At 58.0% G+C, this 12,706-nt stretch carries 12 protein-coding genes, 1 tRNA gene and 2 pseudogenes; 7 read left to right on the top strand and 8 right to left on the bottom strand.

The features are described 5' to 3' along the window. Nucleotides 1-49: 49 nt before the first annotated feature. Together AC0L2K_RS28670 and AC0L2K_RS28665 are read left to right on the top strand one after the other, a co-directional pair. Nucleotides 50-406 (top strand): hypothetical protein, encoded by a 357-nt coding sequence (locus tag AC0L2K_RS28670; protein WP_023797902.1) that lies wholly within the window; start codon nt 50-52, stop codon nt 404-406. Between the two features lie 164 nt (nt 407-570). Then, on the top strand, nt 571-960 hold the full coding sequence (locus AC0L2K_RS28665) for a DUF427 domain-containing protein (protein ID WP_473532967.1): 390 nt from the start codon (nt 571-573) through the stop codon (nt 958-960). A 95-nt stretch (nt 961-1,055) separates the two neighbouring features. Here the strand turns inward: AC0L2K_RS28665 and ppdK are convergent, their stop codons facing one another. Beyond that, nucleotides 1,056-3,734: a pyruvate, phosphate dikinase gene (ppdK, locus tag AC0L2K_RS28660; protein WP_473532966.1), complete on the bottom strand. Its 2,679-nt coding sequence runs from the start codon at nt 3,732-3,734 to the stop codon at nt 1,056-1,058. Nucleotides 3,735-3,964: 230 nt separating this feature from the next. On the opposite strand from ppdK, the pseudogene AC0L2K_RS28655 reads away from it, so the two are divergent. From AC0L2K_RS28655 to AC0L2K_RS28640, 4 genes and pseudogenes are all read left to right on the top strand, one after another. Next, nucleotides 3,965-4,078, top strand: a pseudogene (locus AC0L2K_RS28655) (VOC family protein); the annotation flags it as partial. Between the two features lie 165 nt (nt 4,079-4,243). After that, nucleotides 4,244-4,318, top strand: a tRNA-Gln gene (locus AC0L2K_RS28650). 269 nt (nt 4,319-4,587) lie between these two features. Next, nucleotides 4,588-4,734 carry a hypothetical protein gene (locus tag AC0L2K_RS28645; RefSeq protein WP_473532965.1) on the top strand — a complete coding sequence of 49 codons (147 nt, stop codon included), beginning with the start codon at nt 4,588-4,590 and terminating at the stop codon, nt 4,732-4,734. A 143-nt stretch (nt 4,735-4,877) separates the two neighbouring features. Further along, on the top strand, nt 4,878-5,246 hold the full coding sequence (locus AC0L2K_RS28640) for a hypothetical protein (RefSeq protein WP_473532964.1): 369 nt from the start codon (nt 4,878-4,880) through the stop codon (nt 5,244-5,246). A 119-nt stretch (nt 5,247-5,365) separates the two neighbouring features. Here the strand turns inward: AC0L2K_RS28640 and AC0L2K_RS28635 are convergent. Next, nucleotides 5,366-5,533, bottom strand: a pseudogene (locus tag AC0L2K_RS28635) (SLC13 family permease); the annotation flags it as partial. 204 nt (nt 5,534-5,737) lie between these two features. Between AC0L2K_RS28635 and AC0L2K_RS28630 the strand changes: the two are divergent. After that, nucleotides 5,738-6,055 carry a hypothetical protein gene (locus tag AC0L2K_RS28630; RefSeq protein ID WP_306454934.1) on the top strand — a complete coding sequence of 106 codons (318 nt, stop codon included), beginning with the start codon at nt 5,738-5,740 and terminating at the stop codon, nt 6,053-6,055. Between the two features lie 70 nt (nt 6,056-6,125). Here AC0L2K_RS28630 and AC0L2K_RS28625 read toward each other — a convergent pair whose 3' ends face one another. The 6 genes from AC0L2K_RS28625 to AC0L2K_RS28600 all read right to left on the bottom strand — a co-directional run bounded on the left by AC0L2K_RS28625 (nt 6,126) and on the right by AC0L2K_RS28600 (nt 12,324). Continuing rightward, nucleotides 6,126-6,689 carry a DUF995 domain-containing protein gene (locus tag AC0L2K_RS28625; protein ID WP_023797910.1) on the bottom strand — a complete coding sequence of 188 codons (564 nt, stop codon included), beginning with the start codon at nt 6,687-6,689 and terminating at the stop codon, nt 6,126-6,128. 132 nt (nt 6,690-6,821) lie between these two features. Then, complete coding sequence (locus AC0L2K_RS28620) at nt 6,822-7,766, bottom strand: glycoside hydrolase family 26 protein (RefSeq protein WP_128174330.1); 945 nt, start codon at nt 7,764-7,766, stop codon at nt 6,822-6,824. Between the two features lie 15 nt (nt 7,767-7,781). Continuing rightward, nucleotides 7,782-8,288 (bottom strand): DUF995 domain-containing protein, encoded by a 507-nt coding sequence (locus tag AC0L2K_RS28615; protein ID WP_023797912.1) that lies wholly within the window; start codon nt 8,286-8,288, stop codon nt 7,782-7,784. 201 nt (nt 8,289-8,489) lie between these two features. Next, nucleotides 8,490-10,328 carry a glycosyltransferase family 2 protein gene (locus AC0L2K_RS28610; protein ID WP_473532963.1) on the bottom strand — a complete coding sequence of 613 codons (1,839 nt, stop codon included), beginning with the start codon at nt 10,326-10,328 and terminating at the stop codon, nt 8,490-8,492. Beyond that, complete coding sequence (galE, locus tag AC0L2K_RS28605) at nt 10,325-11,311, bottom strand: UDP-glucose 4-epimerase GalE (RefSeq protein ID WP_473532962.1); 987 nt, start codon at nt 11,309-11,311, stop codon at nt 10,325-10,327. Before galE ends, AC0L2K_RS28610 begins: the two co-directional genes overlap by 4 nt. After that, nucleotides 11,311-12,324: a UDP-glucuronic acid decarboxylase family protein gene (locus AC0L2K_RS28600; RefSeq protein WP_287227633.1), complete on the bottom strand. Its 1,014-nt coding sequence runs from the start codon at nt 12,322-12,324 to the stop codon at nt 11,311-11,313. Before AC0L2K_RS28600 ends, galE begins: the two co-directional genes overlap by 1 nt. Nucleotides 12,325-12,706 lie beyond the last annotated feature (382 nt).

Raw genomic sequence — 12,706 nt, 5'->3', positions numbered from 1 at the left:
TAACTTTGATTAATGGTAGGGGTGTGATTGGCGAATGAAAGAGGTTCGCATGGACGCGCAGCTCGACGACAAAGCTCTCGAAGATTCGCTTGCCGAAAGCCTGGCCGATTTGGTGCCGGACGCCAAAACCGTTTCCGAGGACGAATTCGTCGAAGTCGTCGGCGGAGCCCTTGAGGCGGTCGGCGGCACGCTGCTGTTCAAGATGTGCGTTCAGAACGAAGGCGAAAGCCAGCACGTCGCCGCGGCTTGCGTCGGCGATGGCGGCAACCGCCAGTTCCTGCTTCTTACCCTGCCGACCGGCGGTGGTGCGCTCAAGGTCGAAACCGCGTCGCGAAGCACCAATCCTGTCGCCGGTATCGCCGCCGCCTATGCCGGGCTGATGGACGCGTTTCAGGCTGCCGCCTGATCGGTCATCAGCCCTGATCGGTCATCGGCCCTGATCGGTCATAGCCAAGCTCGATTTGACGAGAGATCCGGCAACGCCAAAAGGCGATGGAGCCCCCGCATTCGACAGCGCCCTTGCGTAGCGCGCACACCCTACACACCTTAGGTCGTGCAAGGAGAACCGTCATGGACCAGACCGCCAATCCGTCACCCGGCTTTCAGCGCAACCCGGCTAAAGTGATTACCATCGAGCCCTTCAGCGGAACTGTGACCGTACGCGCCGGCGACGCGGTCATTGCCTCGTCCAGGAGGGCCAAGGTGTTGACCGAATCCCCCTACCCCGGGATCCTCTACATTCCATTCGAAGACATCGATTTCGACCAGCTTCGCAAGACGGACTCGTCGACTCATTGCCCGTTCAAGGGCGATGCGAGCTATTGGAGCGTGCTGCCTGCCGCGGAAGCAGGCAAGGATGCGATGTGGGCCTATGAGCAGCCTTTCGACGAGATGATCGAAATCCGCGATCACGGCGCGTTCTATCCCAACAAGGTGACGGTCGAAGCCAAACCAGCCTGAACAGGGCCAGCCTGAGCAGGGCCAGATGAGCAGGGACGGCTCGTGGCCTGTCCCGCCGATCATTCGGTGGCACGGCAATGGCCGACGTCGGCGCCTTACCCGCGACCGTTCTTAGCAGCCTGCACCGCCGCCTGCGCGGCAGCCAGCCTGGCGATCGGCACGCGGTAGGGCGAGCACGACACGTAGTCGAGGCCGATCTCCTCGCAGAAATGGATCGACGCCGGATCGCCGCCATGCTCGCCGCAAATGCCGAGCTTGATATCCGGCCGCGTTGCCCTGCCTTTTTCGGCCGCCATCCGCACCAGTTCGCCGACGCCTTCGATGTCGAGCGACACGAACGGATCCTGCTCGATGATGCCCTTCTGGCGATAGGTCTCCAGGAACGAGGCCGCATCGTCGCGTGAGATGCCAAAAGTGGTCTGGGTCAGATCGTTGGTGCCGAAAGAGAAGAATTCGGCCGCCTCGGCGATGGCTTGGGCGCGGATCGCGGCGCGCGGCAGTTCGATCATCGTTCCGGTCAGATAGGTGATCTTGACGCCGGTTTCCTCCATCACGCTCCTGGCGACGGCATCGATCCGCGCCTTGACGTAGTCGAGCTCCTTCACCAGACCGACCAGCGGCACCATGATTTCCGGGACCACCAGCGCGCCGGCCTTCCTGCCGGCTTCGACGGCGGCCTCGAATATGGCGCGCGCCTGCATCTCGGCGATTTCGGGATAGGAAACCGCAAGCCGGCAGCCGCGATGGCCAAGCATCGGGTTAAATTCGTGCAGGGCCTCGGTGCGCTGCCTGAGCTTGTCGGGCGACAGGTTCATGGCGGCGGCGACTTCGGCCACCTCTTCCTCGGTCTTGGGCAGGAATTCGTGCAGCGGCGGATCGAGCAAGCGGATCGTCACCGGCAGGCCGGCCATGATCTCGAACAATTCGAGGAAATCCGAGCGCTGCATGGGCAAGAGTTTTGCGAGCGCCGTTCGCCTGCCCTTTTCCGTGTCGGCCAGGATCATCTCGCGCATGGCAACGATGCGGTCGCCCTCGAAGAACATGTGCTCGGTGCGGCAAAGCCCGATGCCTTCGGCGCCGAAGGAACGCGCCATGCGCGCGTCGAGCGGCGTTTCGGCGTTGGTGCGCACCTTCATGCGGCGCACGGCATCGGCCCATTCCATGATGGCGGCGAAATCGCCCGAGAGCTCCGGCTGCAGCATCGGTACGGCGCCCTTCAACACCTGGCCGTTGCCGCCGTCGATGGTGATGATATCGCCCTTGCGGAACGTCGATCCCATCGCCATCAGGGTGCCGGCCCTGTAGTCGACGCGCAGCGAGCCGGCGCCCGACACACAAGGCTTGCCCATGCCGCGCGCCACCACTGCAGCGTGGCTGGTCATGCCGCCACGCGTGGTCAGGATGCCTTCCGCCGCATGCATGCCGTGGATGTCCTCGGGACTGGTCTCGATACGCACGAGGATCGCCTTGCGGCCTTGCGTCTTGAGCTCCTCGGCATCGTTGGAGGAAAACACGATCTCGCCGGTGGCTGCACCCGGAGATGCGGGCAGACCGATGCCGATGACATCGCGTGCTGCCTTCGGATCGATGGTCGGATGCAGCAACTGGTCGAGCGAGGCCGGATCGATGCGGGCCACCGCCTCCTCCTTTGAAATGAGCTTGTCGCGCGCCATTTCGACGGCGATTTTGAGCGCCGCCTTGGCGGTGCGCTTGCCGGACCTCGTCTGCAGCATCCACAATTTACCGCGCTCGATGGTGAATTCGAGATCCTGCATGTCGCGGTAGTGCTTTTCCAGACGGTCGGAGATGGTGACGAAAGACTGAAACGCTTCCGGCATCAGCTTCTGCAGCGACGGCTTGTCGGAGCCGGCGGCAATGCGCGCCGCCTCGGTGATGTTTTGCGGCGTGCGGATGCCGGCGACGACATCCTCGCCCTGCGCATTCACCAGGAACTCGCCATAGAGCATCTTTTCGCCGGTCGACGGATTGCGGGTGAAGGCGACGCCGGTGGCCGAGGTCTCGCCCATATTGCCGAAGACCATGGCCTGGACGTTGACCGCGGTGCCCCAGCTTTCGGGAATGTCGTGCAGGCGCCGGTAGGTGATGGCGCGGTTGTTCATCCAGCTCGAAAACACGGCGCCGATCGCACCCCAGAGCTGCTCGTTCGGATCTTGCGGAAACGGTTTGCCGAGTTCCTCCTCGACCTTGGCCTTATAGAGCGCGATCACGCCCTGCCATTCGATGGCGCTCAGTTCGGTATCGAGTTCATGGCCGAGGCCGCCCTTCTGGTCTTCGAGGATTTCCTCGAACACCTCATGGTCGAGGCCCATGACGACATCGGAATACATCTGGATGAAACGCCGGTAGCTGTCATAGGCAAAGCGGGCGTCGCCTGAATCGGCGGCCAGCGCCTCGACCGTCTCGTCGTTCAGGCCGAGATTGAGCACGGTGTCCATCATGCCGGGCATCGAAGCGCGGGCACCGGAACGCACCGACACCAAAAGCAGTTTTGAGGGATCGCCGAAGCGGCGCCCGGTCAGCCGGCCGATGTTGTCAAGCGCAACCGCGACGTCCGCCTCCAGCGAGGCCGGGTAGGTGCGGCCGTTGGCGTAATAGGCGTTGCAGACCTCGGTGGTGATGGTGAACCCCGGCGGCACCGGCAGCCCCAGGCTGCACATTTCGGCCAGATTGGCGCCCTTGCCGCCCAGCAGGTTCCTGTCGCCGGCACGGCCTTCCGCAGCGCCGTCGCCAAAGGTGTAGACCCATTTGGTCATGCTTGCTCTCCGGTTGCAGGAGATTGAAAAGATTGACGAAGCCGAAGTTCCGCCGTGTCCCTGCACGAGCGATATGATGCTGCAGTGCGAAAGGCAAGCCGTCGGCAAGCCAGCCGGCTTCTACAATCGATTAAGAAAAAGCGATAACAAAAAGACTTGCGGCTCGACGGCCAGTTGAAGAGGACAAAACAGGAACTAGCGATAACGCCATGTGACTGACCGGAGAACTCGAAACGCTGGGCGCCGTCGAAAATGCCGGCGGCACGATCGTCAAGCCGATCTTCTCATTCCCCGGCGGCAGGCGGATCCATTTCTTCGATCCGGCCGGCAATGAAATGGCGGTTGGGGTGAATAGATGCCATCGCCCGACAGCAGACGATGATATGCGACGCCAATCTGCGGGGACCGGTGGATCAGTTCCGCGCACTTGCCGTTCTCGGCATTCTCGGCATTGAGCTTTCCGTCGGCTCGTCCTATAAGGCCGCGCGCAGCGGGCATGTTCCGGCTGCTGGGGCGTAGCCAAGTGGTAAGGCATCGGTTTTTGGTACCGACAATCCCAGGTTCGAATCCTGGCGCCCCAGCCATCATTATTTTATATGGCAAAATCAGCTACTTACAGAGATTTCAATTTCTTGATGTAGGGCACTCCAGGTCACCTGCTTAGGTGCCATTCGACCGCCAGGATCAGCGGGAACGCCCTCGATAAAATCGCCATTGAGAGGCTGGAACTGCTTATGGATTTCGCGAAGTGGTGTCGCCCAAACCTTGCCGCTTTTCCAGTCCGCGACACGGTGGAGAACGGCGCTGCTCCGCCTAATGGTTTAAAGCTGCCGTTGATCAAAGGGAGGTCAGAATGCGCGCAGTCGTCGTATTGGGTTTAATTATTTGCGCCGGCACTGCACGGGCTAGCGAATTAGAGGTTCTTCTCAGCGAGAAAATTGGAGGCTGCTTAGTCATTCCGGTCGATATCGCGACGCCGTTCACAGCCGAGAAATTTTGAGCTTGTCCACCAAATAAACTGTTCGCCCATCGAGGTCCGCAACTGAGCTTTAGTGGCAATCCCGCTGACGCCGATTGGTGAGCTTTTGAACCAGGCCAAGCTATGATTAGTAGGGCGAATTGACTGCAAGAAGAGGGGAACGTTTGAGCCGCATTTTGGTAACGGTCATCGCAGGAATCTGCTTCACAACATCGACTGCTTCGGGCGGGCAGTTAGAGCAAAACATCAATTACTTGGCACGTATGGCAGATGGCAAATTGCATCGGGCTGCAAAAATTTCAGGTGACATCTATGGCCTATTGAAAAGGTGCCCGGCGCTGAGACCCAGCGAAAGTGGAAAAGCCATGATGGCTGTCCCCCTCCTTTTGAACGAGGGGCTAGATAAACACTTGGCGCCTCCCGCTAAATTCGAACGAGCTGTCCGCGTGTTTAATGGCGCTTACCGTAAGGCTCTTCTGAGTAAAGTTAGTTGCCAGGCCGGGAAGGCCAAGGACCCAGATAGTTACCAGTAGATGCCCGCCTCGATAGCACAAAGCCTTTGTCACGAGCGATGCATATTGCTTGACCGGGAGCGGCCTACGCAACTGCCATCGGGCTCCGTGTTTCGCCAGGATTGATCGTCCGCCGCATATCAGGTCATTGGCCAAACGATCATGAGCATCGGCACGGCAACAATGACGACGAGGAACGACAGTGGCAGTCCCAGGCGTGGATAGTCGCTGAAGCGGTAGCCGCCAGGCCCCATGACGAGCGTGTTGCACTGGTGGCCTATCGGGGTGAGAAAATCGCAGCCGGCGCCTCCCGCGCCGCGATGCAACGAGAAGACGAAGTGGAATTTCGCATCCATCGGCGGACGCGCCGCCGGCCTCATTTTGGTCAAATCGCCCCACCTGAGGCATGGGGAATGCAACATTTTGTCTAAATTTATCAAGATAGTTCAAACCAGAACCTAAAGTCCTGTGGGTACAACGCACTCCAGAACAAAAACATTGGAGGCTAGCACATGACGTTTTCTACTGCGCATCGGAACCGTTTTAGAAGAGTGGCGATTGCAGCGATCGGGCTTGCTTTTTCCGTGGCTCTCGGCGCAAACGCGCGAGCAGGCGAATTGCGTAAGCCAGAGAGAGAGACACGGTCCGTCTACCTTGTCAAATATCGGGTTAACAACGATGTTCGCTACAACAAGAAACCCGCCGGCAAGGTCGTTAAAATATCAGCATCCCGGTACTTGAACAGCAACAGCTATGTCTGCACTCCGAGCGGCTTTGGTCAGAAAGCGCGTTGCTACACTCGAAGGGTCTCGAATCAGCCGGGCGTTTAATGTTGGACCTGGTTTTGACAGAAGCCGCCGCGCCTGAGCCTGAAGCCGCGGCGGCTCCGTTTTTGCGCGGTTATCGAGAATTCGCCTTAAGATGCGAAACTTCTTTGCTTACCCGATTACCTTTGACCAGTTTGCGCGCCTCATCGTCCCGGCGAGCGGGATTGTGACGAAAGACATACCATTTCCCACCCTTGAAAGGCTTCTGATAAACGACGCCATGTTTTTCACGGTGCAGGAAACATGTGATTGCACCGCTTCTGGCCAGACTCCCTTTCGCTACTTTGCTGGTCCAGAGAGCGCGCATGCAGAGCTTGCCCCCATTGGTTGCATACCAGTTTCCCTCCGCATAGGACCATGCTGCCCGTTTGCGCGACCAAGCGGCGAACGGCTTCCTATTTGCAGAGAACAGCCCGCGAGCAGTTGTCTCCGCAGAATAGAACCCACCGCCGTTTTGCCATTTCCAGGTGCGGCCGGCATAGAGCTTTTCAACCGCTGAGGCCTTCATCGGCGTCGCGGCAGCGGCGCGTTTTTCTATAGCGTCGCCCGCCGGTTGTTTGGGAGCGGCGTAGGCATTGCCTGCAAGCAAGAACACAAACAGCACCGCACTTGAGATAATCGAACGGATCGAAAACATTTTACTTCCTCTCCACCAAGGCAATTCCAGTAAGACTGCGTAAGAGTCCTGCGTTGGAACCGCATAGAAATAAAGGGATGGAGCGGTTCGGCCATCTGGTGAAAGCCGAACCACTCTGTCGAACGACTTGGATCAGTCCAGCGGATGGTTGGCCACGCGCCAATCGGGCCGGCCAACCTTTCTCGGCCATGGATAGACTTCGAGATCGTTGAAGTAGACAACGGCTGTCATGTCCGGGAACTCGGCATGCGGCTTGTTTGCTTCCGCGGCCCAGTCACGAGCATATTCGTCGTTACCTTCGTAGCCAAGCTCCGCAATGGCGATTGGTTTGCCGAAGCCCGTCACACGGTCATAACCCGGCTTTGTGCGCTCCACAAAAGTCGTATCACGACCGACCTCCAGCTTGTCATAGGGCTGATAGCCAAAGACGGACAGACCGATAATGTCGACATATTTGTCGCCAGGATAGAAGGCTTCCAGTCCTTCTTCTCCTTTCGGTGACCACATGTATTGGGCCGACGGAAGATGCTTGCGGCATATGTCGATGACATGCCTATAGGCGTTCACATAACCTTCAGCATTCCAGAAAGCCCAGGTGAATTGCCCGTCATTATCTTCCATTTCCTGCCCCCAGCGGATAGTGACGGGGCTTTTCAGCTGCGCCGCCGCAGAGCAGACCGCTGACATATTGGCATCGTAGCGCCCGCCCAAAATCCCGGCGAGCAAATCCTCGGGACCTACACGCCAGTCCCGCGCCCAGGACCACGGCTCGACTGTGATCAACAGGGAACGTCCACGCTCACGCGCATAGGCATCTGCGGCGCTGAGCGTTGCCAGATCCACATCTTCCCAGGGAAGAAAAAGGTGTTCGATTTTTGAGTTGGAATCGTTGGTATAATCCGCATGCGGATCGTAGGCGCCGGGGGTTACAGAGTCAGCCGTGATGATGGGACGCTTATCCCGAAACTGATTGCGGCTGTCGACACTCGCTCCCGACACGCCGCTGGCTGCATAAACACCACCGGAAATGCATAAGCCGCAAAGCAAGGCTGCTGATAGTTTAAAGAGACTTTTCAAGGATCCCTCCCTTTCTTACTGTTCAGATTGCTGTGCCGCACCAAGCGCGGCTTTGATGGCATCGAGTGGACGGGAAACCAGATCGGTGGACACTAGCTTGCTGGCCTCGTCGCCTTGGTGGACCTCGGCGTTACGGAACGCATACCACTCACCACCGGGCTCGCGCTTCTGATAGATCGTTCCATTGTCGATGCGATGCGAAAAGCAGGTCTTGGCGGGAAATACACCCTGTTCGGAATGCCATGTCGCGTTGAGACACATCCAACCTGTCTCGGTGATGATCCAGCGGCCTTCCGCCCAGGATTTGCCCGTCTCACCGTCAGTCCACGCCGAAAATTGCCGGTTCGCGCCCACCATTCGTCCGGCTCCGCTGTCCCACTGCCAGCTCTTGTCTCTATAGAGATCGTAGATTTCGCCTGCTGTCATGCGACGTGCCCCTTCCGGCAGAACGGAAACCTGTGAGGAAGAGGCAAAGGCCGGTGCAGCAATGCAGGACACTGCCCAAGCGACTGCTGTCAGCATCCGGAAACCTGACAGCAATAGAGCCCTTTCAGATTTAGAAACTGCCACCGGAACCTCCTGCCATCTCGAGATGAGCGGTGCCCGCCGTTTGTCCTCGATGGGCGTGTTCGGTCGCATGAGGCAGTGCGGCCGGGCATGTGCCGCTGACCAAACCGACATAGCCTGTTCCAATGATTGCGATCTTCATGTGTTGATTGCCTTCTATCGCTGATTTGAATTGCTGGGAGTGCGCCAACGTGGATTGAAGATGGTCTTGTGAACAGCGCGACCACCGACGCCTGCCCCTGCAATTGAGAATCTGTCGTCGAACAGGGAAAAGCTTTTGGTTCCCCAGGCGAGCGCCTCAATGCCGTCGCGTCCACGCTCGACCGTGGCGAAGCTGGTAACCATCAAAAGGGCCATGAAACTGCTTGCCAGCGCGGGGCGATAGGCGCGGCTTTTCATCCGCACGTTATTCTCCCTGCCATGCTGCAGCAAGATGATGAAAATCAGCAGCAAGTAAAAGCAAGCATTGATGATGGCGAAGACGAAAAAGCCGCGCGTTTGATACGCATCCTGCACGAACACGACCGGCAGAATGGAGATCAGGACCACGAAGGCATACGGCGCCAGCACGCGAAACGGCAGTGGATCGACTTCGGACGTGCCTTTTGGCGTGACGCGAAAATCAACAAAGGATCCGGTCATCCAGTCACGGAACGCGGCAAAGGTTCCAGCCAGAACCCACGGCCAGCGTGCCAGCAAAAACAACATCGCTTCCCAACTGAAAATCTTGCCGTCGATAGGCCGAAATGTGCGACTCGACCGCCACCAGAATGCCAAAAGCAGGATCATAAGCGACTGCGGCATGAAATGGAGCAGAAACTCTGGGTAAGTGACGTTGACGAAATTATCGCCCTTGACCAGCACAATCACGGGCAACAGGAATGTCAGAGCAAGAAAGAAGGCGTATAGCGGGTACCAGAACTGCGAAAATAGGAATTGAACCTTCAAACGCAGCGGCAAGTGTCCGATCAGTTTTGGTGAGTATTGCAACAGGATCGTCACCAGGCTCCGCGACCACTGGAACTCCTGCGTTACAAGATCGGCAAACGTCCGTGGGCCGTCGCCATGGGCGATGGCATCAAGCGCGTGAGCCCCTCGCCAGCCATAGGCATTCATGAAGAGCGTTGTGGAATGATCCTCGGCGAGTTCTGGCCCCAGCCCGCCGATTTCCTTCAGTGCCGCAGTGCGCACCGCATAGTGCGATCCGATGCATACGGGCGCGAAGCCATTGTTGTATCCGGCTTGCAGTGACCCATGCATGCTCGCTTCGATGTAGAGGCGGCCACGCGCGGACCAGCTTTCATGTGCATTGCGATCGCAAATGCTGGGCGCGGAAACATAACCGATTGTCGGGTCGGCAAAAGGCCGCAACATGTTATATAGGTAGTCCGGTTCGGGAACATGATCGGCATCGAGCTGCGACACAAAATCATATTGGTCGTAGCCATAATGATCGTAGAAGAAAGCCAGGTTGCCTTCCTTGCAGCGTGTGCGGCGGGGCCAGGACTGGCGATGGTAATCGGCGCGATTTTTGCGGGTGGAAACGAATACGCCATGTTCGCGACACCATGCGAGCGTTGCGGGCGATGGATCCTCATCGGCCAGCCACGTGTCGTGAGGCACGTTCTGGGCTAACATGGCCCGCAAGGTTTCGGCCACCACCTCAAAAGGTTCTGATGGAGCCTTGGTGACCACCATGGCAACGCGACTGCCGGCGGAGATACGCAGCCGTCCGTGCGGCCGGCGTGCATTGAAGAAAATGGTGATGAAGTAGAGTGGCAAAAGCGTTACCCACGCCAGAAGCGCCGTCACCAGAATTGAGCCGACCATGTTGGTGTGGGTGGCTCCGAAAACCCACCATTGCCAGAAGAATGCGACGGCCATCGCCCACAAAACCGCGCCCACAATGTACTCGACGCGCTTTCGGCCGGTGAAGACCGGCACCATCAGGGGTTCTTCCCTGTCAACGGACAGCGCGATGCGCGGCGTGCTCATGAGCGCACCTCGAGCCCGAAGAAGGGAGCCGCTGTGCGAATGATCGTATCGAGATCGGAATAGAGCGCCTGAAAGCCAAGTTTTTCGGCAGCGAGCGCCGGATCGGCATAAAGCACCGGAGGATCGCCCGCACGACGAGCGCGCATCTCGACCGGCACGTTACGACCTGTCAGCCGGCTGATCGCTTCGAGAATTTCCTTGATGGATGTACCACGCCCGCTGCCAAGATTGACGGCCAGATTGCCACCGCCGTTGATCAGATGTTCGAGCGCCAGCACATGCGCGCGCGCGAGATCCGCGACATGAATATAGTCGCGAATGCAGGTGCCGTCGGTCGTATCGTAATCCTGGCCATAGACTTCGAGAAAATCGATCCTGCCTGCAGCGGCCATCATGGCTCGCGGAATGAGATGTGTTTCTGGATCGTGGGTTTCGCCGATTTCCCCGTCGATATCCGCGCCGGACGCATTGAAATAACGCAGCGCCACGTAGCGCAGCGCATAGGCAGCCGAATAATCGGCAAGCATTTGCTCCGCGATGAGCTTCGTGCGTCCATAAGGATTGATCGGGCGCTGGCTCTCGCCTTCGCGAATCGGCAAGCGATCCGGAATGCCGTAGGTGGCGCAGCTTGACGAGAAGATGATATTGCGCGTTCCGCTTCTCTGGCAGGCGTCCAGCAGCGATTGGGTCCCGTTGACGTTGTTCTGATAATATTTTGCCGGTTTCTCTACGGATTCGCCGACATAGGCCGATGCAGCAAAATGGATCACCCCGATAGGGCGATACTCATCCATGACGTGGGTCAACCGCTCCGAATCAAGGATGTTGCCTTCAACGAAGGCGCCCCATCGGACGGCTGACCGGTGACCCGTGGATAGATTGTCGTAGACAATCGGATCATAACTCTGCCTGGCCAAAAGCTTGGCTGTATGGCTGCCGATAAAGCCGGCCCCACCAACGACAAGTACGTTCTTGCCGGACATCAGGCGGCCTCCGCCAGCTTTCCGGAGGGCTTCCTCAACTGCCGTTCGAAATAAGCGATCGTTGACTTCAGCCCATCGGCCAACGCCACGGTCGGCTCCCATCCAAGTTCTCTCCGGGCCACTGTGATGTCGGGCCGACGCTGGCGCGGATCGTCCACGGGCAACGGGTGATAGACGACTTTGGAGCTCGAGCCGGTCATTCCCACGATCTGCTCGGCCAACTCACCGACTGTAAATTCGCCGGGATTGCCGATGTTGACAGGCGTATGGATCGCCTGAGGGCTGTACATGAGCCGGTAGAAGCCTTCGATCAGATCGTCCACGTAACAGAAGGAACGGGTCTGCGACCCGTCGCCGTAAACGGTGATGTCTTCGCCCTTGAGCGCCTGCACGATGAAGTTGGAAACGACCCGGCCGTCATCCGGGCGCATGCGCGGACCATAGGTGTTGAAGATGCGCACGATACGGATGTCGACGCCGTATTGCTGATGAAAATCGTAGAACAGAGTCTCGGCAGAGCGCTTTCCTTCGTCATAACAAGAGCGCGGACCGAAGGAATTGACATTGCCCCAATAGCTTTCGGGCTGCGGATGCACATGGGGATCGCCGTAGACTTCCGAGGTGGAAGCCTGGAAAATCCGCGCCTGGTAATGTGCTGCCAGTTCCAGAAGATTGAGCGACCCGATCACGTTCGTCTTCAACGTATGGACCGGGTCGGCCTGATAGTGCGGCGGTGAAGCCGGGCAGGCGAGATTGTAGATCTCGTTGACCGGCAGATCGAGCCGTTCCACGATATCGTGGCGCACAAAGCTGAACGTGTCGTAGTTCAGGAGGTGGCGCAAATTCTCGAGCCGCCCCGTGGAAAAATTGTCTACGCAGATAACAGAATGGCCGTCTTGCAAAAGACGTTCGCACAGATGTGATCCGAGAAAGCCGGCCCCGCCCGCGACAAGTACCCTCCGTTGCGATGAAAGAGCAGAGTTCAAATTTGTAGGATGAAATGCTATACTCACTGGAACACCTCATTCGTTAACCATCAGCGCTAGAATGAAGACATGTAGGTGTCTAGAATGCACTGAAACTTCAGGTTTTCTTTCTCGAGTGAATTTGATGATGTCCAATACCTCCCCGGTTCGTACGTTGCGATATCAGGGAATCCGGAAACTTTTCACATCGTCCATTTTTGCAGCTGACCGCCGCAGACATTTGTTTTTTGATGGAGACGGTGGGCTTCAGGCGATTCTATTGCCTGTGCCGAGATCGGTGCTGCCAAAGGCCTTTATCTCGAAGCGAGCCAAGAAACCCATTCATGGTCGGTTCAGGATCGATCCGCTAACGGCTAAGCTTTGTTGACTTGGTGCGCGATATAATTAACTACTTTACAACCAGGGATCC

The sequence above is a fragment of the Mesorhizobium sp. WSM4817 genome (assembly GCF_055811135.1).
This window is presented reverse-complemented; position numbering and strand designations above follow the sequence as displayed.

Excerpts from the sequence above, each read along its gene's own strand:
- AC0L2K_RS28670 (WP_023797902.1), top strand. The coding sequence starts at position 50 with ATGGACGCGCAGCTCGACGACAAAGCTCTCGAAGATTCGCTTGCCGAA.
- AC0L2K_RS28665 (WP_473532967.1), top strand. The coding sequence starts at position 571 with ATGGACCAGACCGCCAATCCGTCACCCGGCTTTCAGCGCAACCCGGCT.
- AC0L2K_RS28630 (WP_306454934.1), top strand. The coding sequence starts at position 5,738 with ATGACGTTTTCTACTGCGCATCGGAACCGTTTTAGAAGAGTGGCGATT.
- AC0L2K_RS28615 (WP_023797912.1), bottom strand. The coding sequence starts at position 8,288 with ATGCTGACAGCAGTCGCTTGGGCAGTGTCCTGCATTGCTGCACCGGCC.
- galE (WP_473532962.1), bottom strand. The coding sequence starts at position 11,311 with ATGTCCGGCAAGAACGTACTTGTCGTTGGTGGGGCCGGCTTTATCGGC.
- AC0L2K_RS28610 (WP_473532963.1), bottom strand. The coding sequence starts at position 10,328 with ATGAGCACGCCGCGCATCGCGCTGTCCGTTGACAGGGAAGAACCCCTG.
- AC0L2K_RS28645 (WP_473532965.1), top strand. The coding sequence starts at position 4,588 with ATGCGCGCAGTCGTCGTATTGGGTTTAATTATTTGCGCCGGCACTGCA.
- AC0L2K_RS28625 (WP_023797910.1), bottom strand. The coding sequence starts at position 6,689 with ATGTTTTCGATCCGTTCGATTATCTCAAGTGCGGTGCTGTTTGTGTTC.
- ppdK (WP_473532966.1), bottom strand. The coding sequence starts at position 3,734 with ATGACCAAATGGGTCTACACCTTTGGCGACGGCGCTGCGGAAGGCCGT.